This window comes from Spartinivicinus ruber (assembly GCF_011009015.1).
In the GTDB taxonomy this organism is placed as follows: Bacteria; Pseudomonadota; Gammaproteobacteria; order Pseudomonadales; family Zooshikellaceae; genus Spartinivicinus; species Spartinivicinus ruber.
Window position 1 is genome coordinate 547,501 of sequence record NZ_CP048878.1, and the last position, 21,002, is coordinate 568,502.

21 protein-coding genes and 2 rRNA genes (1 of these 23 running past the window's edge) are annotated in these 21,002 nt (G+C 38.3%); 15 read left to right on the forward strand and 8 right to left on the reverse strand.

Annotated elements, in window-relative coordinates; genetic code table 11:
• The 6 genes from G4Y78_RS02505 to G4Y78_RS02530 all read left to right on the forward strand — a co-directional run.
• A 23S ribosomal RNA gene (locus tag G4Y78_RS02505) occupies window positions 1-1,782 on the forward strand (it extends 1,109 nt beyond the left edge of the window).
• 154 nt (window positions 1,783-1,936) lie between these two features.
• Window positions 1,937-2,052: ribosomal RNA gene (rrf, locus tag G4Y78_RS02510) — 5S ribosomal RNA — on the forward strand.
• Window positions 2,053-2,189: 137 nt separating this feature from the next.
• The gene (locus G4Y78_RS02515; RefSeq protein WP_163831340.1) at window positions 2,190-2,657 is read left to right on the forward strand and encodes a GNAT family N-acetyltransferase; all 468 of its coding nucleotides are present in this window, start codon (window positions 2,190-2,192) and stop codon (window positions 2,655-2,657) included.
• A gap of 184 nt (window positions 2,658-2,841) precedes the next feature.
• On the forward strand, window positions 2,842-3,114 hold the full coding sequence (locus G4Y78_RS02520; RefSeq protein ID WP_163831341.1) for a hypothetical protein: 273 nt from the start codon (window positions 2,842-2,844) through the stop codon (window positions 3,112-3,114).
• Window positions 3,115-3,582: 468 nt separating this feature from the next.
• Complete coding sequence (locus tag G4Y78_RS02525) at window positions 3,583-3,741, forward strand: hypothetical protein (protein WP_163831344.1); 159 nt, start codon at window positions 3,583-3,585, stop codon at window positions 3,739-3,741.
• 381 nt (window positions 3,742-4,122) lie between these two features.
• On the forward strand, window positions 4,123-4,683 hold the full coding sequence (locus tag G4Y78_RS02530) for a TetR/AcrR family transcriptional regulator (RefSeq protein ID WP_163831347.1): 561 nt from the start codon (window positions 4,123-4,125) through the stop codon (window positions 4,681-4,683).
• A gap of 59 nt (window positions 4,684-4,742) precedes the next feature.
• Here the strand turns inward: G4Y78_RS02530 and G4Y78_RS02535 are convergent, their stop codons facing one another.
• Window positions 4,743-5,828, reverse strand: coding sequence for a threonine aldolase family protein (locus G4Y78_RS02535; RefSeq protein ID WP_163831349.1), 1,086 nt, complete (start codon window positions 5,826-5,828; stop codon window positions 4,743-4,745).
• Between the two features lie 261 nt (window positions 5,829-6,089).
• Between G4Y78_RS02535 and G4Y78_RS02540 the strand changes: the two genes are divergently transcribed.
• Window positions 6,090-6,743, forward strand: a complete 654-nt coding sequence (locus G4Y78_RS02540) for a hypothetical protein (protein WP_163831352.1) — start codon at window positions 6,090-6,092, stop codon at window positions 6,741-6,743.
• Here the strand turns inward: G4Y78_RS02540 and G4Y78_RS02545 are convergent.
• The gene (locus tag G4Y78_RS02545; protein ID WP_222937624.1) at window positions 6,740-7,648 is read right to left on the reverse strand and encodes a LysR family transcriptional regulator ArgP; all 909 of its coding nucleotides are present in this window, start codon (window positions 7,646-7,648) and stop codon (window positions 6,740-6,742) included. The two genes, G4Y78_RS02540 and G4Y78_RS02545, sit on opposite strands and share 4 nt — an antisense overlap.
• A 92-nt stretch (window positions 7,649-7,740) precedes the next feature.
• On the opposite strand from G4Y78_RS02545, the gene G4Y78_RS02550 reads away from it, so the two are divergent.
• Window positions 7,741-8,352 carry a LysE/ArgO family amino acid transporter gene (locus tag G4Y78_RS02550; RefSeq protein WP_163831354.1) on the forward strand — a complete coding sequence of 204 codons (612 nt, stop codon included), beginning with the start codon at window positions 7,741-7,743 and terminating at the stop codon, window positions 8,350-8,352.
• Window positions 8,353-8,381: 29 nt separating this feature from the next.
• On the opposite strand, the gene G4Y78_RS02555 is transcribed toward G4Y78_RS02550, so the two are convergent.
• Complete coding sequence (locus G4Y78_RS02555; RefSeq protein ID WP_163831356.1) at window positions 8,382-8,939, reverse strand: TetR/AcrR family transcriptional regulator; 558 nt, start codon at window positions 8,937-8,939, stop codon at window positions 8,382-8,384.
• A gap of 132 nt (window positions 8,940-9,071) precedes the next feature.
• Here G4Y78_RS02555 and G4Y78_RS02560 point away from each other — a divergent pair, with 132 nt between their 5' ends.
• From G4Y78_RS02560 to G4Y78_RS02570, 3 genes are all read left to right on the forward strand, one after another.
• Window positions 9,072-9,719 (forward strand): glutathione S-transferase family protein, encoded by a 648-nt coding sequence (locus G4Y78_RS02560; protein WP_163831359.1) that lies wholly within the window; start codon window positions 9,072-9,074, stop codon window positions 9,717-9,719.
• A gap of 232 nt (window positions 9,720-9,951) precedes the next feature.
• The gene (locus G4Y78_RS02565; protein WP_163831361.1) at window positions 9,952-10,311 is read left to right on the forward strand and encodes a SpoIIAA family protein; all 360 of its coding nucleotides are present in this window, start codon (window positions 9,952-9,954) and stop codon (window positions 10,309-10,311) included.
• A 50-nt stretch (window positions 10,312-10,361) separates the two neighbouring features.
• Window positions 10,362-10,817, forward strand: coding sequence for a hypothetical protein (locus G4Y78_RS02570; RefSeq protein WP_163831362.1), 456 nt, complete (start codon window positions 10,362-10,364; stop codon window positions 10,815-10,817).
• 27 nt (window positions 10,818-10,844) lie between these two features.
• Here G4Y78_RS02570 and G4Y78_RS02575 read toward each other — a convergent pair whose 3' ends face one another.
• Window positions 10,845-11,648, reverse strand: coding sequence for a substrate-binding periplasmic protein (locus tag G4Y78_RS02575; protein WP_163831365.1), 804 nt, complete (start codon window positions 11,646-11,648; stop codon window positions 10,845-10,847).
• A gap of 159 nt (window positions 11,649-11,807) precedes the next feature.
• Here G4Y78_RS02575 and G4Y78_RS02580 point away from each other — a divergent pair, with 159 nt between their 5' ends.
• From G4Y78_RS02580 to G4Y78_RS02590, 3 genes are all read left to right on the forward strand, one after another.
• Window positions 11,808-12,128 (forward strand): type 2 periplasmic-binding domain-containing protein, encoded by a 321-nt coding sequence (locus G4Y78_RS02580; protein WP_163831367.1) that lies wholly within the window; start codon window positions 11,808-11,810, stop codon window positions 12,126-12,128.
• The gene (locus G4Y78_RS02585; RefSeq protein ID WP_163831370.1) at window positions 12,109-12,594 is read left to right on the forward strand and encodes a substrate-binding periplasmic protein; all 486 of its coding nucleotides are present in this window, start codon (window positions 12,109-12,111) and stop codon (window positions 12,592-12,594) included. Before G4Y78_RS02580 ends, G4Y78_RS02585 begins: the two co-directional genes overlap by 20 nt.
• A 102-nt stretch (window positions 12,595-12,696) precedes the next feature.
• Complete coding sequence (locus G4Y78_RS02590) at window positions 12,697-13,773, forward strand: polyamine ABC transporter substrate-binding protein (RefSeq protein ID WP_163831372.1); 1,077 nt, start codon at window positions 12,697-12,699, stop codon at window positions 13,771-13,773.
• A gap of 79 nt (window positions 13,774-13,852) precedes the next feature.
• Here the strand turns inward: G4Y78_RS02590 and G4Y78_RS02595 are convergent, their stop codons facing one another.
• Both G4Y78_RS02595 and yjeH read right to left on the reverse strand, forming a co-directional pair.
• Window positions 13,853-15,208 (reverse strand): hypothetical protein, encoded by a 1,356-nt coding sequence (locus G4Y78_RS02595; protein WP_163831374.1) that lies wholly within the window; start codon window positions 15,206-15,208, stop codon window positions 13,853-13,855.
• Between the two features lie 230 nt (window positions 15,209-15,438).
• A complete protein-coding gene (gene yjeH / locus G4Y78_RS02600; protein ID WP_163831377.1) occupies window positions 15,439-16,695 on the reverse strand; it encodes an L-methionine/branched-chain amino acid transporter in 1,257 nt (418 codons plus the stop codon).
• A gap of 188 nt (window positions 16,696-16,883) precedes the next feature.
• Here yjeH and G4Y78_RS02605 point away from each other — a divergent pair, with 188 nt between their 5' ends.
• On the forward strand, window positions 16,884-17,348 hold the full coding sequence (locus G4Y78_RS02605) for an Lrp/AsnC family transcriptional regulator (protein WP_230425682.1): 465 nt from the start codon (window positions 16,884-16,886) through the stop codon (window positions 17,346-17,348).
• 34 nt (window positions 17,349-17,382) lie between these two features.
• Here G4Y78_RS02605 and G4Y78_RS02610 read toward each other — a convergent pair whose 3' ends face one another.
• Together G4Y78_RS02610 and rep are read right to left on the reverse strand one after the other, a co-directional pair.
• Window positions 17,383-18,246, reverse strand: a complete 864-nt coding sequence (locus tag G4Y78_RS02610; RefSeq protein ID WP_163831380.1) for a PhzF family phenazine biosynthesis protein — start codon at window positions 18,244-18,246, stop codon at window positions 17,383-17,385.
• 732 nt (window positions 18,247-18,978) lie between these two features.
• Window positions 18,979-20,994, reverse strand: coding sequence for a DNA helicase Rep (gene rep, locus G4Y78_RS02615; protein ID WP_163831382.1), 2,016 nt, complete (start codon window positions 20,992-20,994; stop codon window positions 18,979-18,981).
• Between the last annotated feature and the right edge of the window lie 8 nt (window positions 20,995-21,002).

Sequence of the window (21,002 nt, forward strand, 5' to 3'; positions counted from 1 at the left end):
CGGAAGATGTAACGGGGCTCAAACTAGACACCGAAGCTGCGGATCCTAACTTAGGTTAGGGTGGTAGAGGAGCGTTCTGTACGCCTGCGAAGGTAGATCGGGAGGTCTGCTGGAGGTATCAGAAGTGCGAATGCTGACATGAGTAACGATAAAGGGAGTGAGAAGCTCCCTCGCCGGAAGACCAAGGTTTCCTGCGCAACGCTAATCGGCGCAGGGTGAGTCGGCCCCTAAGGCGAGCACGAAAGTGGTAGTCGATGGGAAACAGGTTAATATTCCTGTACTAGTAATGACTGCGATGAAGGGACGGAGAAGGCTAGGTTAGCCTGGCGATGGTTGTCCAGGTTTAAGGTTGTAGGTAGGCATCTTAGGCAAATCCGGGGTGCTAATACTGAGAGCCGATATCGAACTCATCTTCGGATGAGGAAGTAATTGATGCCATGCTTCCAGGAAAAGCTTCTAAGCTTCAGGTCATTATTAACCGTACCCCAAACCGACACAGGTGGTCAGGTAGAGAATACCAAGGCGCTTGAGAGAACTCGGGTGAAGGAACTAGGCAAAATGGCACCGTAACTTCGGGAGAAGGTGCGCCGGAGCTGGTGAAATTCCTTGCGAATGGAGCTGGAGCCGGTCGAAGATACCAGGTGGCTGCGACTGTTTATTAAAAACACAGCACTCTGCAAACACGTAAGTGGACGTATAGGGTGTGACGCCTGCCCGGTGCCGGAAGGTTAATTGATGGGGTTAGCTTCGGCGAAGCTCTTGATCGAAGCCCCGGTAAACGGCGGCCGTAACTATAACGGTCCTAAGGTAGCGAAATTCCTTGTCGGGTAAGTTCCGACCTGCACGAATGGCGTAACGATGGCCACGCTGTCTCCACCCGAGACTCAGTGAAATTGAAATCGCTGTGAAGATGCAGTGTATCCGCGGCTAGACGGAAAGACCCCGTGAACCTTTACTACAGCTTCACACTGGACTTTGAGCCTACTTGTGTAGGATAGCTGGGAGGCTTTGAAGCGGTGACGCTAGTCATCGTGGAGCCAATCTTGAAATACCAGCCTGGTATGTTTGAGGTTCTAACTCTGGTCCCTGATCGGGATCGAGGACAGTGTGTGGTGGGTAGTTTGACTGGGGCGGTCTCCTCCCAAAGAGTAACGGAGGAGCACGAAGGTGCGCTAAGCATGGTCGGACATCATGCGGTTAGTGTAAAGGTATAAGCGCGCTTGACTGCGAGACGTACATGTCGAGCAGGTACGAAAGTAGGTCTTAGTGATCCGGTGGTTCTGAATGGAAGGGCCATCGCTCAACGGATAAAAGGTACTCCGGGGATAACAGGCTGATACCGCCCAAGAGTTCACATCGACGGCGGTGTTTGGCACCTCGATGTCGGCTCATCACATCCTGGGGCTGAAGCCGGTCCCAAGGGTATGGCTGTTCGCCATTTAAAGTGGTACGCGAGCTGGGTTTAGAACGTCGTGAGACAGTTCGGTCCCTATCTGCCGTGGACGTTGGAAGTTTGAGGAGAGCTGCTCCTAGTACGAGAGGACCGGAGTGGACGAACCACTGGTGTTCGGGTTGTGTCGCCAGACGCATTGCCCGGTAGCTAAGTTCGGACGGGATAACCGCTGAAAGCATCTAAGCGGGAAGCCCCCTTCAAGATGAGACTTCCCTGACCCCTTGAGGGTCCTGAAGAGCCGTTGAAGACGACGACGTTGATAGGCGGGGTGTGTAAGTGTTGTGAGGCATTGAGCTAACCCGTACTAATTGCTCGTGAGGCTTGACCATATAACGCCAAAATGATTTGGGAAACACAAATCAAAGCGAAACAGGCAAGCACAACGAAGAAATACATCGAACGTAATAGAGTATTACAATCAAGACAAAGCAGAATTCAGATTACAAAACAAGCTAAGCAAAACAGTTCCAAATGCCAGTTTTGCTTGACGACTATAGCGAGTGTGAACCACCTGAATCCATCCCGAACTCAGTAGTGAAACCGCTCCGCGCCGATGGTAGTGTGGGGTCTCCCCATGTGAGAGTAGGTCATCGTCAAGCGCCTTATTTAAGAGAACCCTCAGCACTTCGTGTTGGGGGTTTTTTGCTTTTATTGCTGTAAATTTTCTTGTCTTCTATGAAGCTACCCTGTTAAGTTTTTATTTTCAGTAAGAATAATTAATATCAGGTAGTAAAAAATGATTAGCTGGAGTAAAAAACCGTTCCAAGCGCTAACAACAGACGAGTTATATGCTTGTTTGGCATTGAGGGAACAAGTCTTCATTATTGAGCAGAATTGTGTATATCAAGATGTTGATGGAGCTGATCCAAGCTGTTTTCACCTGCTAGGTTGGCAACAGGTAGATGGAGAGAGTCAATTAGCAGCTTATTTACGAATCGCTCCACCAGGCTTGAAATATGAGGAAGCTTCGTTAGGCAGAGTGGCTACAGCTAATTTTACCCGTGGCCAGGGTTTAGGTAAGGAGCTATTGTCAGTTGCTTTAGAATGGATAGTGGACTTATATCCGAAAAAACCAATAAGGATTTCTGCTCAAGCTTATTTGGAAAGGTTTTATCAAGACTTTGGTTTTCGTTCAGTGTCAGATCTTTACGATGAAGATGGTATACCTCACTTAGAGATGTTAATGCAGCCTGAGTTGCGATAGTCGTTAGCCTTTTATACAGCACCTTAAGTAAAAAAAAATACATAAAAAATTAAACTTATTTTAAGTCACTATATTGATGCTTACTTCAGTTGTAGAACAAAATTTATTAATGGTTGGCGAACAAGTTGCTTAGCTTTTAATGAATTTCTCAACTTTGGCTCTAAGCAAGTAGAGGTAAGCAGTAATGGACTTTGGTCAAGTGAAAGAACCTGAATACCCTTATAACTGTTCTGAAAAAGATGCAGAGGAAATAACCCGGCTAACAAAAAAATATGAGCATTCATTGAAAGAGGGTTTTTTAGTTCTGTTAGCTAAAGGTAAGTCAATGAGCTATAGCAAGTGGGCTTGGATTTGTGTTAGAAGAGCATTTAACCCTTATAATTATTATGACTTACCGACTGGGCGATTTGAGTTTGAATTAAAAAGAAGCATGAGTAAATATCTCAGAAGCTGCTGAGTATCTTGTCAAAAGCTTAACCCGAATATTTCTGTAATTTGGAGAAATATTCGGGTTAACAAGCTTGTCTTGCTAGAAGTGTTAATCAATTAAACCACTTTTTTCAGGCAGGCTGTGAAATCTTTTAGTAGTGATAATGAGTTTATTCAGTTCCTTTGTGTTTAATAGCTCTGCATTGAGTTCGTTTGGTAAGATGGTCTTTCAGTAAACCCCTGACTCACGTGAATTGCTGAGTTTCAACGCTTTCCTTCATTTTGCTTAAAAATCAATTAGTTAATTTCATTTTTAGGTCTCAATAGGCATTGTTGCTTATTAATCCATAATAATAGTGATTAAATATATACCTATCAATAGATAGTTGTTGAAAATTCAAGAGGATTGCTATAGAGTGGATATCTATCTGTTGATAGGTAAATGTCTGGGTAAAGAATTTATCGTTTTTTATTTTCTTGTATTACGGAGTTATTTATGAACACAGTAGCAACACAGAAAACAAACAATATTCAAAAAAGAGTCCTGTTTATTATGTCATCTGAAAATAAGATTGGCATTAGTGGCAAATTGACTGGTCAAAGCCCTGCAAGTGCGTCTCCATTGGCTGATGCCCTAATTGAAAGGCTGAAGTAATAATTATTTAGACAATTACTCTTTGTACTTTTATAAATAGAGGGCTTGATTAGCAAGGATATTAAGAATGCAGTTTACACATAGTGGCATGGATGCGACTACTTTTTTAGTAAGAAGCTCTGGTCTCTGCTTAGTAGTTTTTTATTAAACTATTAAGATTGGTAAAACATATGAATTTGAAATTTAATCCGTCGAGATGAGATAAGTAATAAATGCTAGCTTTAGTCAACAACTCATGTTGGAATAATAAGGTATTTATTTTTAAAGTCTATTAAAAAATTTAATTTAATTAAAATTATGAATTTATGGTCAATCTATCAATAGGTATATAGTATTATAAGCAGATTATCCTAATCCTTAGAGAGCTAATAGAGACCATTAATGAAGGTAGATACTGTTGAAAATATCAAAGATGTCGCAGAATCTTGTATTAGAAGTAAGGGGTATAACTCTTTTAGTTTTCGTGAAATAGCAAGTGCTGTTGGTATAAAGAGTGCGAGTGTGCACTATCATTTTCCTACAAAAGGTGATCTAGGGGCTGCAGTAGTTAAACGTTACACAGAACGTTTCTTAAGTGCTTTGGGTGAACCAGAGGATTTAGCAATCAAGCCGGAGCAGCTCATCCAGCGGTATATCGAAGCTTTCCGAAATGCATTGATAAAAGACCAAAAATTATGTTTGTGTGGTATGTTGGGTGCTGAAACTGACTCTTTGCCAGAGGAAGTGGTTAGAGAAACCAAGCGATTTTTTAAAGAAAATATTAAATGGTTAACAGCTGTTTTTGCCAGATATAGTCAAAAAGAAGAAAGCTCAGCAAATAATAAGGCAGTTTATTTACTGTCTAGCTTGGAAGGTGCCATGATGGTTGCTCATACACTAAGTGATATTGCTGCTTTTGATAATGCAATTAAAGTGATTATGCCGCAGTTTGGTGAAAAATAATTTTTTTTTATACCCTTAGCAAAGGGTATAACAAGGACATAAACTATTTTAGAGGCTTCTTATAAAGAGTTAATTTCTTTTTCTAGTATACTAAGGGAATGGCACAAATTCTCATCTGGTATATCAAGTAAGCAATCTCCCACATACCATTCAAAAAAACATTGATTAGTGAAAGGAGTGCTGTGAATAGCATGGAAAAAATAAATACCATACTCTTTTGCTATTTTATTTCGAATTTGCATTGCTTGGTCGCAACTGATCGATAGATAGAGATGTAGCATATTAGTTTGAGGGTATTTGGGGTTAGGCACTATAAAAGAGTAGTCGGCCAATATTTTATAAACTTCTTTAGTTCGTTGAAAGTAAGCTGGCATCTTTTGTAACTGTTGATCAAACTTCATTGCGGCAGAGACGATATAAGGTGATCGTCTAGCTAAATTACCACCTTGTCGCTTTGCCCATATTGATACTTTATCGATAAGCTCCTCGCTACCTACAAGAATAGAGCCACCTAGCCCACCAATGCCTTTGTACAGCGAAATATAGACACTGTCAAAACCCTTGCTTATTTCAGAATATTTTTTGGAATAGAAAGGTTGTGTTTCCCAAAGCCTTGCTCCATCCATATGTAAATGAATATTGTATTGGTTACAGTAGGTTTTGATTGCTTCCAGTTCATCCCAAGTTGGTAATTGTCCACCAATTTCTCGCATCGGTAGTTCATACAATACCGATGCAATGTCATCTTTTATATCCTTAAGGTCTTCGACTGTCCAAACTTTAAAAGGATCACCAACAGGTAATACTTTAAATCTATTCTGTAGCTGATACCCCTGATGCTCATGTTTTAATATATGTGCTGTGTGATGCATAGCAACAGAATCAAGTTTTCTTTGCTGGCAAGCTAGTTGTAATACAGTTGGCTGGTTAAGGGTACCCGTGACGATAAATAAGCCTTTTTCAAAACCAAGTAAATCAGCTACTTTCTGTTCAAACTGTTGAATTAGTTCGCCTTCACCATAAAAGTCGTGTTTTATATTATTTTTCTTGCACCACTCAGCCATGGCAGAGAACTCTTCTGCTGCCGTTAACTCATGGTGACCATAAAAAAATGTATGGCATTGGTTCTTGATAGTGTTAGACATTACTTCTCCTTATATATCCTGCACTTTGAATGTACTTAGCGTATTACTGTAATACTGTAAGTTGGCTATATCAATAGAGGCTTTAATAAAACTACTGTTGTCTGACAAAAATGAGTAGACACTATGGTATCAAAATTTATTTGTTTTATTAAATGAGCAAATTATTAAAGAAAATTGCTGATATTTATATTTTCTAGATAAAGAACTAGTTAAATTAGCTGCACAAAATAATCATAATTAAAATTAAGGATAGTTTAAATAATGCTTTCAACAATAAATTCAATTAGTTCAGCCTCTCAATGTCGGCGTAAGTCTGATATGGATGTGAGTAATTACGCTATGATGCAAACGTTTAAAAAAGACCCGAAAGCCTTTTTAAAGAAAAATTTACTATTAATTAATAATGAACCAACTAACGTACCAATAAGTAGTGGTATTTATTATTTTCAGTTAGAGTCAATAACAGACAAGCAAGCAATGGATCATAATGGTAAAAAAATTAATTGTTGCTTATTAAAACAAGTACCAGATTATTCAGAACCAGTTATTACTGCTTACTATTTAGCTTATAAGCAAGATGCAGTGGAATCATCGCAATTAGCAAATGAAGCAGATTACTTTTTCACTGCTGGTTTATCTGGTTGTGGTTTTGCAGTGGAAGACACTGGATACCCTAGGGTATTTCATATTGATGGTGAGAAATACCCTAATGATAAAATGTTAGACTCAATAACAGAGATAGATAATAAGCGATTATATAATGATGAGGTTTATGGCCATGATCATTACTATGGTGCATCATCTGTAATAGGGGTAAAAAACTCAACAGGTTGGCAGCTGTATGGTCAGGCTTGGTATATGAAGAGTCTTGAAAGTTATCAGCTTGCATTTCGTGAAGGCATCTATTTGATTTAGAACAAGTGTTTTTTAGCATAGTTAATGACTGATGCTGAAATGCTTTTATGGACACCTTTTTCTAATACCCATCGATGCCAATAAAGAGGTACTTTCAGTTTGTAACGAGGGGTTAATTCAACCAATAGCCCTTCATTCAGCTCGTTTTGTACTTGCATTCTTGGAATCAGACAATAAGCAACCCCAGCTACTGCCAAGCTGACAAAAGCCTCTGAAGATCGAACAGTATGGCAGGGGTAAGTACCGGGTAGTAGCTGGAAGTGTTGTGAAAGGTAAGTGGCATGCATATCATCCTTCTGATCAAAGGCCACAGCAGGAGCATGCCGCAACTTAGCTGATGTCACTGTTTTGCCAAAGTATTTTTGTTTAAAGCCAGGAGTGGCTGTTAAAACATATTCCATTACGCCTAATTTGTTGGCTATACAGCCTGGCAGTGTTTCTTGATTGTTGCTGATAGCAGCGAAGGCTTTACCTTGTTTAATTCTTTCTAAAGTATGGCTTTCATGGCTGATTAATAAGTTCAATTCAATAGAGTGAGTTGATAATAGAGAACCCATTGCAGGAATCAACCAGGTTGCTAGGCTATCGGCATTAACTGCTATGGTAACATTTAACAATTGATTGGGCTCTGAAGGAAACAGCTCTTGTCTTAGCTCCTGTTCAAGTTGTTTTACCTGGCGAAAGTGGCCAAGCAACTTCTGACCCAGTGCAGTGGGTTCTATTGGCTGACTACGTATTAACAGCGGTTGAGCTACCTGCTCTTCAAGCTGTTTGATTCGTTGTGAAATGGCGGACTGGGTAATGGCTAAGGCAGCTGCGGCCCGATCAAAGCTTTGTTCTTTCACTACTGTATCTAGTGCCTGTAATAGTTTGTAGTCAAACATTTTATGGTTATGTGGCTTCATCAGTATTTCTAATCTTAATTTAAAATATTTAATTTTATTAATGTTAGCATGATTATTAAAATGTAATGAGTTTTATTTGTCTGAGGTTGAAGATGTCAATTATTCCTATACTTAAAGGCTTATTGTTGGGTGGTAGCATGATTATCCCAATAGGAGCACAGAATGCCTTTGTGATTAATCAAGGGATAAAAAGAAATCATCACTTAATTGCTGCAGCAGTTTGCATGCTATGTGATATTCTATTGATAACAATTGGTGTTTTTGGTAGTGGCAGTTTAGTTAATGAAGGAGATTTGATTTATCAGTTTTTAATATGGGGTGGAGCAATCTTTCTTTTTATATATGGTGCAGGATCTTTAAAAAAAGCATTAAAACCGGTTGATAGTTCAACCGAGGTGAATAAAAATGAAGCTAAAAAAACAATAAAATTGGTAATCCTGTCGGGTTTAGCTGTTACCTTATTAAATCCTCATGCTTATTTAGATACGATAATGATTTTGGGTGGAGCAAGCCTGCAATATATGGGTATAGAGAAGTTGAAATTCGCTTTGGGATGTATGTTGGCTTCAGTTATATGGTTTTATTTTATTTCAATGTTAGCTGCCAAGCTTGCTCCCATACTTTCGAGTATAAAGGTGCAGAGAGTAATAGATATTGTCGTTGGTTTAGTAATGTGGATTATAGCTTTAACTTTAGTCTATTAATATTTTTCAGGCGTTTTACTTCATTTGCCTTATAATTTAACACCTTGCTGGCAAGCATTTAACAACTGTTCTGCCAGTGCTTCTTCATTAATTGCTCTGGCAATGGCTAAACCACCAATCATTAGTACTGCATTTTGCAGTGCTGTCTCGGTAGATAGTGATTTTGGGTTTTGTTTTATAGTTGATAACCGGTTAACAAAGCCTTTAAATGCTTGGGTATAAACATTACGCACAGTATCATCTCGTTGGCTGACATCTGTAACCAAGAAAGCTAATGGACAGTGCATTTCATCTCCTGCTCTGTGCTCCTGGCTTAGATAGGCTTTGATTAAATAATCAAAGGATTGAGTAGAGCTGCTAAACTGTTGTAATGAATCACTACCGTTTGTAGCAGCTGTAATAATGGATTCAGCATATAGTTCAGACTTAGAACCAAAGTGGGCATAAAAAGCACCACGGGTTAGACCGGCATCTTGCATTACTTCATTAATACTGACATTGTCATAACCTTTGTGGGCGAACAAGCGAGCAGCGCTGTCTAGGATACGTTTGCGAGTAACTTGTTTATGGTTGTCTGTCCAAGGCACTATGATTTACCCTCTTTGAAAATCTCATTCATCAATACTTCAACATTTTTACATGGATTTAGAATATGTTCTTGATCATATTCTCATTGAGCTTAAATTGTAAAGCCTAAATTAACCAATAAGGAGAATGCGATGAGTCCGCAAGTACAAATTTATGGACCTAATTTCAGTAGCTTTGTCCGTTCAGTCAGGCTTGTATGTGAAGAAAAGGGTATCAGTTATACAACCGGCTTTACTGTTAATGGCAAAGAGGTACCGTTTAAGAGTGATGAGCACTTTAAACTGCATCCATTTGGTAAATTACCTGTGCTAGTCCATGATGGCGCTACTATCTGCGAGACGGTTGCAATTTGTCGCTATCTGGATCAGGTATTTCCTGGGCCTGAGTTACAACCCGCAGACCCAGTAATGAGAGCTAAACATGATCAATGGTGCAGTTTGATTGCAGGTGATATTGATCAGGCGATAGTACGTCACTACTTACTGGAGATAGCGTTTCCTAAAGGTGAAAATGGAGCGATTCGAGTTGATAAGCTGCAGGCTGCAGAGCCTGGGGTGGAAAAAGCTTTAATAGTATTAAGCCATCAACTAACTGATCAGCAATATATTGTGGGAGATAGTTTTACAATAGCAGACGCATTGTTGGTGCCGATATTAGATTATCTAGTCAAACTTCCCGACAGTAACCGTCTTGTTGGTGGGCATAAAGTGCTACAGGATTACTTGAAGCGTGTAGCAGAAAGGCAGTCGTATCAGCAAGGGGTTGCAGACGCTGCTTAATATTCTTTTATCAACTCATAATTCATATGAAGGCTAACTTTGGATAGGGCCTGTTGATAGGTCCTAGCCTGAATGTTCACTGACTAAAACCCTCCGTTCACCCTATTCGTTGTTATTTTTAAATTTAAGTTAAAGTCTCTGATCAGATGAAATATTCTTACTGGCCAGGTAATAATAAATTAAACTCTATAGGGCTAACATTATTTATCCTAATAAATAGACGGAGGCGAATATGCTTGATGTATTCCCACTCATTAGTGACAAAATTATTGCAATTGAGATTGACGGTAAGATTAAAAAAGTTGACATTGACAGATTGACCAAGGTTATAGATGACAGGTTAAAGTATCATGAGCAGTTGAATATCTATGTAGAGATAAAAAAATTTTCGGGTATTGAACTTGATGCACTCATTGAAGAGTTGAAGTTTGCTGTTTCTCACTTTAAAGAGTTTGGTAAAAAAGCAATTGTGTCTGATAAAGTATGGATTGAAAAGACTGTTACCATTAGTGATAAATTCTTTCCAAGTATAGAGGCCCAATACTTTGCTTACGAAGAACGAGAAAAAGCGATAGAGTGGTTGGCTAAATAATATTTAAAACTGATATAGAGATAAATATTAGGTGGGTAGGAAATTTATTGATGTTGTCATATGAAGTATTAGATTTTATTGCTGATAGTTATATTCCTTTGTTATTCCTTTATATTTTGTTTTTAATTGGTTTAGTGGCTATTAAAGAAGGCTTGATGTTTGCTGCTAGGTATTTACTGATATTTTTTATTGGCGTGGTGCTTGTATATTTCATTATGTATCTGGATATTATTTTGCAGATCTGGCCATCATTTTCAATGGATTATAGTACTCATACAGCCTTGGCAATTGCTATTGTGAACTATTTGGTGGTTTATAAGCAGCAATACAAAAGTTATTTTATAGTTTCATTAATAGCTTATTGTTTACTAATGTTATATCAACAATATCATACAGTGTTGGATATTGTTACAACAGCTGTAGTCATTTCTCCTATGTCTTTTGCTATTTTTATATTTGGTAAGCGAAAGTGTTTACTAGGGTTAACAAGCTCTAATCTTCCATAAGTAAGAAATAGTAACAGGGTTTATCTTTTAATCGCACGTTGGCGCGGATATATTATTTAGCCCCTTTTTTAAAAAGAGTCTCATTAGTTGTTGATATCTTCTACTGTGTTTAAAGCTTTCTATTTCTTGGCTAAGAGGCTCAACCAAGGCTTGATGTTTTTTATGTAAATAAATGTGCAGGTTTACTTTAAGTTCAGGTTTTACTTCAATATTTAACTGAGTTAAACAGGTTTGCTTTTGGTAGAAATAAGCCACTGCTATAGGCAATACGGCAATATCGATACGTTTTCGCTGTAGTAAAGTCATTAATTGGCCGTAACTTTTGGTTCGAACAATCTTAACATCATTTAGAGCATGCGCAGATAGAGGCATTCCAACCATTGCGCCAATTCTATAACCGCTTAGGCTGTCGTCTAGGTAAGTGATATTTTGCAAGCTGACATAGGCCATGAAAAACGAGAAATAGCTGGGGCTAATTTGAATCAAGTTGCTATAAGTAGTTGTGTCTAAATTTGGTAGCTGAACAAAGTCACCATCAAGCAAGCCTCGGTTGGAATCTCGTAAAGAGCGTTCTGAAGGAATAGTCAACAACTCAACTTTGCAGTTTAGTCCAGCAAAGATGAGCCGGATATGCTGATCAACAAGACCATCCCCGGTCACAGTGTGATAAGGCTCCGTTAACCGCCCGCCAAGCTGTAACTTTTCTACTGAGCAGCTACCAAAGCTATGATTGATGTTAGTGATTGCATACATCAGCAAAAATAGTTGGGCTAGCCAGGTGAATAGCGTTGAGGTAGTCAGTTTGTGTACGAGTTGCCTGGCTCTCAGCATTGATATCTGCTCGATAAACTTTCCCAATCTAAATCATAGTTAATAGGTTGTATAAGTGGTGACTATACAAGTAGTTATTGTATATAGATACAGTGTAATTAGCTGATGAGTTGTAGCTTTAAAGACTATAGTTAGACTAATCAGTTACTGGAGGTTGAAATGAAAGCTGTATTCCCTCTAATCAACATAGCCGCTTTATTTGTTATCTTTTTAGCATGCTGTTCTACTTACTTGAATGCTAAAGCATTACAGCAAGTAAAAATTGCTAATGGAGAATGGCAGCCTTATACATCGAACAAGATGAAAAACTATGGTGTAGTTACTCATATTGTGACGGAAGCATTTAAAGTGGAGGGCATTAATGTCACCTATGATTGGCTTCCCTGGAAGCGGGCATATCAGTCGGTTGTTGATGGGAAACTGGATGCTTCGCCAGGTTGGATCCAGACTGAGCAAGAGAATGCAAGAAGTATATTATAGTGATCCTATTTTTGAAAATAAGCTAGTTTTTTTTCATTTGAAAAGTTTATCTTTTAACTGGGATAAGTTCTCTGATTTAGGCACTATGAGGGTTGGTGCTACGCTCGGCTATAATTATAGAACTGAGTTTCAAGAAGCAGAAGCTAATAAAATAATTAATGTTGTCAGAGTAAAAAAAGACGAACAGAATTATGGGTTGATACTTAATAAGCGTGTTAAACTATTTCCGATTAGTATTGATGCAGGTTATTACCAAATGAGGAAATATTTGGCTCCTGACCAAGCAAACTTAATCACCCATCATCCTAGGGCGATCGATGAAGCAAGGCTCTATCGGTTAATTGTTAGTAAGAAAAACCCTAATGCTAATACAATTATTATTAAATTTAACAAAGGTCTACATCAGCTTAAAACGGAAGGGCTTTATGATCAATATATCGCCGAATTAAGAGCGGGTGGTTACTAAGCGACCAGTAGTCATAAAAGCGTGCATATTCTCTATTATTTGAATTGAGTGCATTTTAGGTATACTTGATGCTTTGGTGACTATTTATTGAAGAACTTGCTTATGAAGAGAATTGTTTGCGGAAGCCTGGTTGCTCTTTCCTCTCAGCTAATGGCAGATCAGCTTAACTTCTATAATTGGAATGACTACATCAACCCTAATACTATCCCTGTGTTTGAAAAGCAAACTGGAGTGAAGGTTAACTATGATGTATTTGATAATAATGAAGTGTTAGAAGCCAAGCTATTATCTGGCCAGTCAGGCTATGATCTTGTTGTACCCACTCATAATTTTTTAAGGGTACAGATTAAAGCGGGTGCATTTCAACCTTTAGATAAAACCAAGCTAACCAATTATCACCATTTGAACAAGCATATAATGGGAGAATTGGCCGCAAAAGTAGATCCTGATAATAAATACTCAATTCCTTATCTAGTCGGCACCACTGGTATTGGCTATAACCCAGATAAAATTAAAGCGGTATTAGGTAAAGAGACTATTGATAGTTGGGCAGCTGTTTTTAAGCCTGAAAATATGGAAAAATTATCAAAGTGTGGAGTAGCTTTTTTGGATACTGGAAGTGAAATATTTCCTATTGTCTTAAAGTATTTAGGCAAAAACCCTAACTCACATAATATTAAAGACTATCAAATAGCAGAAAAACAGCTAGCTAGTATTAGCCAATATGTCACCTATTATCATTCAGCTCGGTATATTAGTGATCTAGCCAATGGTGATATTTGTGTAGCTATTGGTTGGTCTGGTGATGTGTTCCAGGCATCTGACCGTGCGACAGAAGCAAATAATGGTGTGAAAGTTAACTACGTTATTCCAAAAGAAGGGGCACCTTTGTCTTTTGATATGTTAGCTATACCAAAAGATGCTAAAAATGTTGAAAATGCCCATAAATTTTTAAATTATTTATTGGAACCAAAAGTAATTGCTGGTGTTACTAATTACGTAAAATATGCCAGTGCCAATGATGGTGCTAAGCCGTTTGTAGATGAACAAGTGAAAGCAAACCCAGGCATTTACCCTCCAAATGAAGTAAATGACAAGCTGTTTTTATTCACAGAAATGCCTAAAAAAATTCAGCGTTTTGTTACGCGATCTTGGACTAAAATTAAAACGGGTCGATAGTAGGCTCTAGCTGATAAGCCCTGCTTGTATACTTTATATTCATTCGCAAAGAGTATATTTAGCCTGGGCTTGCAAATATCTACATATAAAATGTAGATTGACTCTCTGGCGATTGTTCTGATAGCTGTTTGTCAATCTCTTTACAATAGCTAGGAATGACCTCAAAAGGCCCAAAGGATAACTTTGCTGCCGTAGCTTTTTGTAATAGCTGATAAACAGTATCTTGAAACCAGGCTGCTTTATCCATATTATTCCAGTTGGGCTGACGGACTATTTGTCTCCGCAGATATTGGAGTTCATTTAAGTCTGCAATCAACTGATTTTTTATTGACTCTTGATCAGCATATTTTTTGGGGAAAAACAACTTAAATAAACGTTCTTTGAGACTTTTCTTATTCTTGTGAAGAATATTTAATGCTTCGCTAATGGTGGTATTTGCTTCTTTTTTTAGGGACATTAAAGAGCATTCTTTTTTAGTGGGTAGTTGTTCAAGGTTGCGATTAATAGTAGCTATCAGATTTTTAATATCAACATTTAGGCTTTGCTCTGCTGATTCCAAATAGGCTAAGTCCTGACTGTGTGAAAAAAGATCATTGAATGGTTGTAGCTCAGGTTTGTGAACTATTAACTCGGGTGTAGCTATTTGTGCTCGTTTTGAAATAATAGCAACACTTAGTCTGGCTGCAGTTTGTAAAGCTACTCTTTCTTTCAGCTGTTGAGAGATTCTTTGTTTCTTTTCTTTTAATAGACGCTTAATGGCTTCTGGATTTGTAGGTAGTTGAGTTGCTGTAGGTTCTTTTACTATTTTGCTTGTGTGTTGTTTAATAATTGCAGGATCAGCTAAAGGCTGTTTACGAACTGATAAATGGGGTGACAGAAAACCATCTGCTATTAGAATACGACCTAATGCATGATTTGGCGTCATTTTGCTATTAATAGATTTGTATAGCGAGCCTGCTTTACTATGTCCAGAAAGTAGATTATTTAATAGGTCTCGAAGCTCTTTTACTGTTTCTGGTAAATGATTGAATTTTGTTGCATCTTTTGCAAGGTATCTTTTAAATCGATAATCTTGTGCATAGCCAAGCATATAGCTCTCATGAAAATCATTATCCACTGCTAAATATTGACGAATAGCATCGTTTAATTCAGCTTTTATTGATCTTTTTTCATTTTCATAACAGGTTTGAGTCTCTGTTGAGCTAATAAAAGGCTTGTTGTGAGGTTTGCTGAAGAGAAAGTTAGGTGTAAATTTTTGGCGTAAACTCGTAATGGAGTTTTGTTCAGTAGCCCCACTACTTTGGTTTTCTAATAATGAAACCTGTCGGCCATTAATAAAGCCCACTGGCGATATTGTTGTTGATATCTTGCTCGCTTTGCGTGGCTTAAAGCGATTAAATGGATTAACTACATCAGGACTAATGCTAATGCCCATAACTAACCCCTAGTCTATTCCATGATATAAGCTCTCTTCTTTATTAGAGTAAATACTTAATTACCACTTGGGTTAGCAAAATCAGTCACTATTTATTATGTATTAGACAATAAGTAGACTAAAGTGCAAGAAAATGAAAGGGTAAGGTAGGGGTAAAGATAAAATGGTTCTTGTTGCCATCATCAGGTAATCCTTATCAGAGGATGACAACAAGAGAGGTGTAATTCTAATTAATAAGCTGTTGATTTTGCTCGGCGTATGGTCATTCGAATTATAGTATAAAATAAGACAAGAGAAACCCATAAAAATAGGGCATAGCTCATGCTAGCGCCAAGGGATATTCCCAATAGTAAACATACTGTTGCACCAAAAAATGCTACAATTTTGAATGTGCCTGATAGTAGCTTATAAGCAGAGACCATTGTGAAAATATAAATCAGTACAAATACTCCATTAGTCCAGCGAACCAGTGACTCAAAAGGAATTTTTATCATTTGAGCGATAACGAGAACCAAAGCAGTTAAGGCACAGGTAGTGATGAGCCCATTTGATGGCACACCATGTTGATTGAGTCGGCTTAAATAATTTGGTAATGCTCCCTGCTCTGATAAGCTGAATGCTAACCTGGCAGTGCTGGCTAAATAGACGTTAACTGTTGCAGCACCACTGAATATTCCCAATACTCCTATTACCCAGCGACCGCCTTGACCAAACTGTTGATCAAATACATCAACCATTGCTAAAGTGTTGAAGCCAGGAGTCGCTTGTAAAATTGTCCAAGTACAAATTAAATAAATAAGGCCTACTACTGCTACACCAATTAATAAGGCACGACCAAAATCTCTCTCGGGGTTTTTAAATTCTGCTGACAGATGGCTCATCGTTTCGATGCCCATAAAGCTCCAGAAAGCTAAACCTGCTGCAGATGCCAGCAGTGGCCATTGGCTATAATCGAATGCTGGTATAGGCATAACTGTTTGGTTAGAAAACTGACTCAGTGACACAGCCAATACAACAACAACCATAGTTAATGTCAATCCAGTTTGAATACGACCAGAGGCTTGGACGCCTCGCCAGTTTAGGATCAGCAGTCCAGCAATAAATACCAATTCTACAATCAGCATTTGGATGTTATTTAGTGGAACCAGTGCCTGAGCAAACTGCATAGTAATTTCAATAGCTGCGGGTGCTCCGACTGGTACTAATAACAGAAAAAGTAAGCCAATAATTTTGCCCTGGGTTTCACCAAATGCTTTAGAGACAATATGCGATGGCCCTCCAGCATGGGGAAAGCGCTTACCTAATTCTGCAAAGACCCAGGTCACGGGTAGCATGGCTAAAATCAATAGTAACCAAGCTAGTAAAGCTGCAAAGCCTGCATCTTGGACAGTAAGTTGAGGCAAAACAAATACGCCTGTCCCCATCATGGTGGTCACTAATAAGCCGACACCTTGAGCTAGTGTTATGGTTTTATGCAGTTGGTTCATGGGGAAACTCATTACTAACGTTATTTAGTTTCTTGAGATTCTAATGCTTTCTGCTGCATCAAAATGTTTGAAATGAACGACAATTATTTTGTTTTTCCGGCATTTCGTTGGTGAAATGCTCAATTTGCCTTCGAATTGCTGTTTGTACTGTAAGGTTAGAGTGGTTTAGGGCTTTGAGAGACATTACAATGATGAAAAAAGCATTAGGTGTCTACGGTGTGGATAAATTTGATCAACTGATTATTGAAGCCCTCAGCAAGAATGCCCGTCAACCAGTTGCAGCCATAGCAGAGCAAGTAAACCTGTCGCGTTCTGCAGTGTCAGAAAGAATCAAAAAGCTGGAACAAAACGGTACAATAAAAGGGTATCAAGTTTTGCTGCGTGAATCAGAGAAAGACCATGTGGCAGCTCTGATTGAGATCCAGCACTTAAGTGTTAAGTGTGATGAAGTGGTGATACCTGTAATCTCACGCGTACCAGAAGTGAAGCTCTGTTATGGCGTGAGTGGTGATACAGACTTAATTATTTATGTTCGAGCAGAAAATATGCAAAGAATTCTGCAAATATATGAAACTTTAAATGACATAGAAGGTATTACAAAAATAAAAACCCATGTAGTTATGAATGAGTGGATTAACAAGCTAGGTAGTTAATCCTTTAAGGGTATTATTAGACAGGTGTTGTTTATCAGATACGCACCTTTACCAGTCTTGGTTGATTTGCATAACCTCCTACCTGGACCTGAGTAATATCTGCCCCTGATTTGTGTATTGTTGCACTTATACTGGAACAACACTGCATTGATTTACCTTGCTCAAATAAAAAGCTGGTTTGCGATTGGTCTACATAAGTTGATAAATAACAGGCTAAGGCGCCAGAAGCACTTCCTGTCGCAGACTCTTCAGAAATGCCAACTCTAGGTGCAAAATTACGGCAGCGTGCCGAAAAAGGAGTTAGCTCTTTTGAAAGCTCAAATAAGTGTAGCCCGACAACATTATTTTTTGCTGAGAACTTTGTAGCTGCAACCTCATCCTGTTCAATATGGTCAAGATGACCTTCGGGAATAGGCACAAAGATATCAACAAGCCCTGTGGAAACTGCTTGGATAGGCAGTCTTGTTTCAGCAAGCAACTCAGCTTGCAGGTTAAGTAGTGGTGCAATATCATTTGGCTGAAATTGAGTTAAAAATTGTGGTAACTGCTGGGTCATAAGTACTCGACCATCTGTTTCAACGATAACACTGAGGAGCTGATGATTAACTTCTTGTTGGAAGAAGCCGGGTTGAATGATTTGTCTTTGGTGCATTAATGAAAATGCAGCCAGTGTTGCATGGCCACAGTAATCGACTTCATCAGTTGGTGTAAAGAAGCGCATTTTAAAGTCACTTTGTACTGATGGGAGAATAAACACTGTTTCAGATAGTCCCACCTGTGTTGCAATCTGTTGCATTTGGGTCGTTGTAAGGTGCTGTGCACCTAGTAATACACCTGCTGGATTTCCACCTGTATTTTGATGCGTAAATGCATTCAAAACAGCAACATCAATAAGCATTCGTTTTTCTCAAACAATTAGATCAGAATAAAATTATGCATTTATATTCTTTGAGGGTAACCTAAACTAGTAGCAAGTTTGGTCATGTCAAGTGAAATATACTTACCATTTTTTGTAAGTATTGTAAATATAGTTGAGACTCGTACCAGAATTTGTTTGGATAAATAGCATTACTACTTCGCTAATCAAAAATACCCTTAGTTAGTTCTTTCGGTGAACTTTAACAGCTGTGTGCTTAAACGCTTTTTAGAAAGCTATAAATGGTTTTTGGTGAATGAGACTATTGGGCTGAAACATGAAGAAATACATTTTTTGCTTTTTTTTAATGGTTGTTGCATTTGATAGTTATGCAATGCGTTGTGGAAGTAAGCTTGTTTTAGAAGGTTATTCAAAGTAGAAAGTTTTAAAGCTGTGTGGCAAACCTCTGTCAAAACATACTTACAGTGAAAAAATTATCGAAAAAAAAGAAAATGGTTCTAGAAGAGTACTTCATACGGAGAAAGTAGTTTGGACGTATAAAGGAGTCGGTGGCAGGAAAGATAGAAAAGTTATTTTTAATGGAGATATTATCGAGTCAATAAAGGTTGATTAAAAATATAGTGATACATAAAAATGTTATCTTACTCATAAACAATTCTAGATTTATATATAAAAACCACCTTTGACTACAAAAGGTGTTAAAGGTGGTTTTGGTATAATAATTAAAGCTACAGATACTTAATATAGTTTTAATTATCTGTTAATTAATCCTCTGATACTTCCAAGGGCGTCATTACCAGTGACTTTCTTTTCTTCTTGAGTGGTTTCTTCGCCAAAGCCTATTCGAACTAAATCATCTTGAGGTAATTCTTCTAGAAAGCGACTAGGGCTGGTTTCTACTATTTCACCATATTGTTTTCGTTTACCTGCCAGGGTCATGGTTAAAGATTTTCTGGCGCGGGTAATACCAACATAAGCTAAGCGCCGCTCTTCTTCAATATTGTCTTCTTCTATACTGGTGCGGTGTGGTAATAAGTCTTCTTCCATACCAATTAGAAATACATGGGGGAACTCTAATCCTTTGGATGCATGTAAAGTCATTAATTGCACACGATCTTGGTCGTCTTCTTCTTCCTGGCGCTCCAGCATATCTCTAAGTACTAGTTTGGCTATTGCTTCTTTAATTGTTATGGGTTCATCAGGGTCGGCTGTTTCGATGGTTTTAGCCAGAGATTCTACTAGGAACCAAACATTTTCCAGACGACGGCTGGCAATTTTTTCGCTGCTGCTATTTTGTCTAAGCCAGTTGTCGTAGTCCATGTCATAAATCATTTCTTTTATGGTTGCTACAGGATCTTCTTGATGACATTTTTGAGTAATGCGATCAATCCATAATGTAAAACGTTTTAGCTTGTCAAGAGCTTTTTCATTCAAAAATTGACTTAGGCCAAACTCCTGACTGGCTGCAAACAGACTGATATGCCGTTGGTTGGAATAAGTACCCAATTTTTCCAAAGTGGCTGCGCCAATTTCCCGTTTAGGTACGTTAATAACTCGTAAAAAAGCATTATCATCATCTGGGTTAATAATCAGCCGTAAATAAGCCATTATGTCTTTCACTTCTGCACGACTAAAAAATGAGGTGCCGCCAGTAATATGGTAGGGGATTTGGTGATGCTGAAGTTTTAATTCTAGTAATTTGGATTGAAAATTACCGCGATATAAAATAGCATAATCTTTATAGTGGGTATCGAGTTTTATTTTATGGGTAATAATTTCAACCGCAACACGCTCTGCTTCTACTTCTTCGTTTTTGCAACGGATAACCCGTAGGTCATCCCCTAAACCTAATTCACTCCATAATTTTTTTTCAAATACGTGAGGGTTATTAGCAATTAAAGTATTGGCGGCGGTTAATATGCGAGCTGTGGAACGATAGTTTTGTTCTAGTTTAATTACATGCAATGAAGGAAAATCTTCTTTGAGTTTAACCAGGTTTTCAGGGCGAGCACCGCGCCAAGCATAAATAGACTGGTCGTCATCACCTACCACAGTAAACTGTGCACGACTACCAACAAGTAATTTAACTAATAAATATTGACTAGAGTTGGTATCCTGGTACTCATCTACTAATAAATAGCGTACTTTATTTTGCCATTTCTCAAGTATTTCAGGGTTTTTCTGAAACAATAGTACGGGTAATAAAATTAAATCATCAAAATCAACGGCATTATAGGCTTTAAGGGTGCGGTCATAATCTTGGTATAAATAGGCAATCGCTTGTTCTTTAGGGTTTTCTGCATGAGAAAGGCATTCGCTAGGTAGCAACATATCATTCTTCCAATTGGATATATGATGTTGTAGATAATCAGCCGCTTCTTCAGCTAACACCTCGTATTGTGCTTTTAATTCAGTGATTAACTGACGAGAGTCTAAGTCATCAAATAATGAAAAGCCTGCTTTTAAGCCGAGTGATTTATGTTCTCGACGAATAATATTTAACCCCAGGTTGTGGAATGTTGATACCGTAAGCCCCCTCGCTTCTTTACCTTTAATTAGCTGGCTAACCCGTTCCTTCATTTCTCGGGCAGCTTTATTGGTAAAGGTAACAGCATAGATATGGCGAGCTTTAATCCCACAAGTTTCAACCAGGTACGCAATCTTGGTGGTAATTACACTGGTTTTACCACTGCCTGCGCCCGCTAATACCAATAATGGGGAGTCAATGTAGCGTACTGCCTCCGCTTGTCTTGGATTTAATTGTCTCACTACCTTAT

Bases quoted from the DNA above. Each gene is read 5' to 3' on its own strand.
- G4Y78_RS02515 (WP_163831340.1), top strand. From the start codon at position 2,190: ATGATTAGCTGGAGTAAAAAACCGTTCCAAGCGCTAACAACAGACGAG.
- G4Y78_RS02520 (WP_163831341.1), top strand. From the start codon at position 2,842: ATGGACTTTGGTCAAGTGAAAGAACCTGAATACCCTTATAACTGTTCT.
- G4Y78_RS02525 (WP_163831344.1), top strand. From the start codon at position 3,583: ATGAACACAGTAGCAACACAGAAAACAAACAATATTCAAAAAAGAGTC.
- G4Y78_RS02530 (WP_163831347.1), top strand. From the start codon at position 4,123: ATGAAGGTAGATACTGTTGAAAATATCAAAGATGTCGCAGAATCTTGT.
- G4Y78_RS02535 (WP_163831349.1), bottom strand. From the start codon at position 5,828: ATGTCTAACACTATCAAGAACCAATGCCATACATTTTTTTATGGTCAC.
- G4Y78_RS02540 (WP_163831352.1), top strand. From the start codon at position 6,090: ATGCTTTCAACAATAAATTCAATTAGTTCAGCCTCTCAATGTCGGCGT.
- G4Y78_RS02545 (WP_222937624.1), bottom strand. From the start codon at position 7,648: ATGAAGCCACATAACCATAAAATGTTTGACTACAAACTATTACAGGCA.
- G4Y78_RS02550 (WP_163831354.1), top strand. From the start codon at position 7,741: ATGTCAATTATTCCTATACTTAAAGGCTTATTGTTGGGTGGTAGCATG.
- G4Y78_RS02560 (WP_163831359.1), top strand. From the start codon at position 9,072: ATGAGTCCGCAAGTACAAATTTATGGACCTAATTTCAGTAGCTTTGTC.
- G4Y78_RS02565 (WP_163831361.1), top strand. From the start codon at position 9,952: ATGCTTGATGTATTCCCACTCATTAGTGACAAAATTATTGCAATTGAG.
- G4Y78_RS02570 (WP_163831362.1), top strand. From the start codon at position 10,362: ATGTTGTCATATGAAGTATTAGATTTTATTGCTGATAGTTATATTCCT.
- G4Y78_RS02575 (WP_163831365.1), bottom strand. From the start codon at position 11,648: ATGCTGAGAGCCAGGCAACTCGTACACAAACTGACTACCTCAACGCTA.
- G4Y78_RS02580 (WP_163831367.1), top strand. From the start codon at position 11,808: ATGAAAGCTGTATTCCCTCTAATCAACATAGCCGCTTTATTTGTTATC.
- G4Y78_RS02585 (WP_163831370.1), top strand. From the start codon at position 12,109: ATGCAAGAAGTATATTATAGTGATCCTATTTTTGAAAATAAGCTAGTT.
- G4Y78_RS02590 (WP_163831372.1), top strand. From the start codon at position 12,697: ATGAAGAGAATTGTTTGCGGAAGCCTGGTTGCTCTTTCCTCTCAGCTA.
- G4Y78_RS02595 (WP_163831374.1), bottom strand. From the start codon at position 15,208: ATGGGCATTAGCATTAGTCCTGATGTAGTTAATCCATTTAATCGCTTT.
- yjeH (WP_163831377.1), bottom strand. From the start codon at position 16,695: ATGAACCAACTGCATAAAACCATAACACTAGCTCAAGGTGTCGGCTTA.
- G4Y78_RS02605 (WP_230425682.1), top strand. From the start codon at position 16,884: ATGATGAAAAAAGCATTAGGTGTCTACGGTGTGGATAAATTTGATCAA.
- G4Y78_RS02610 (WP_163831380.1), bottom strand. From the start codon at position 18,246: ATGCTTATTGATGTTGCTGTTTTGAATGCATTTACGCATCAAAATACA.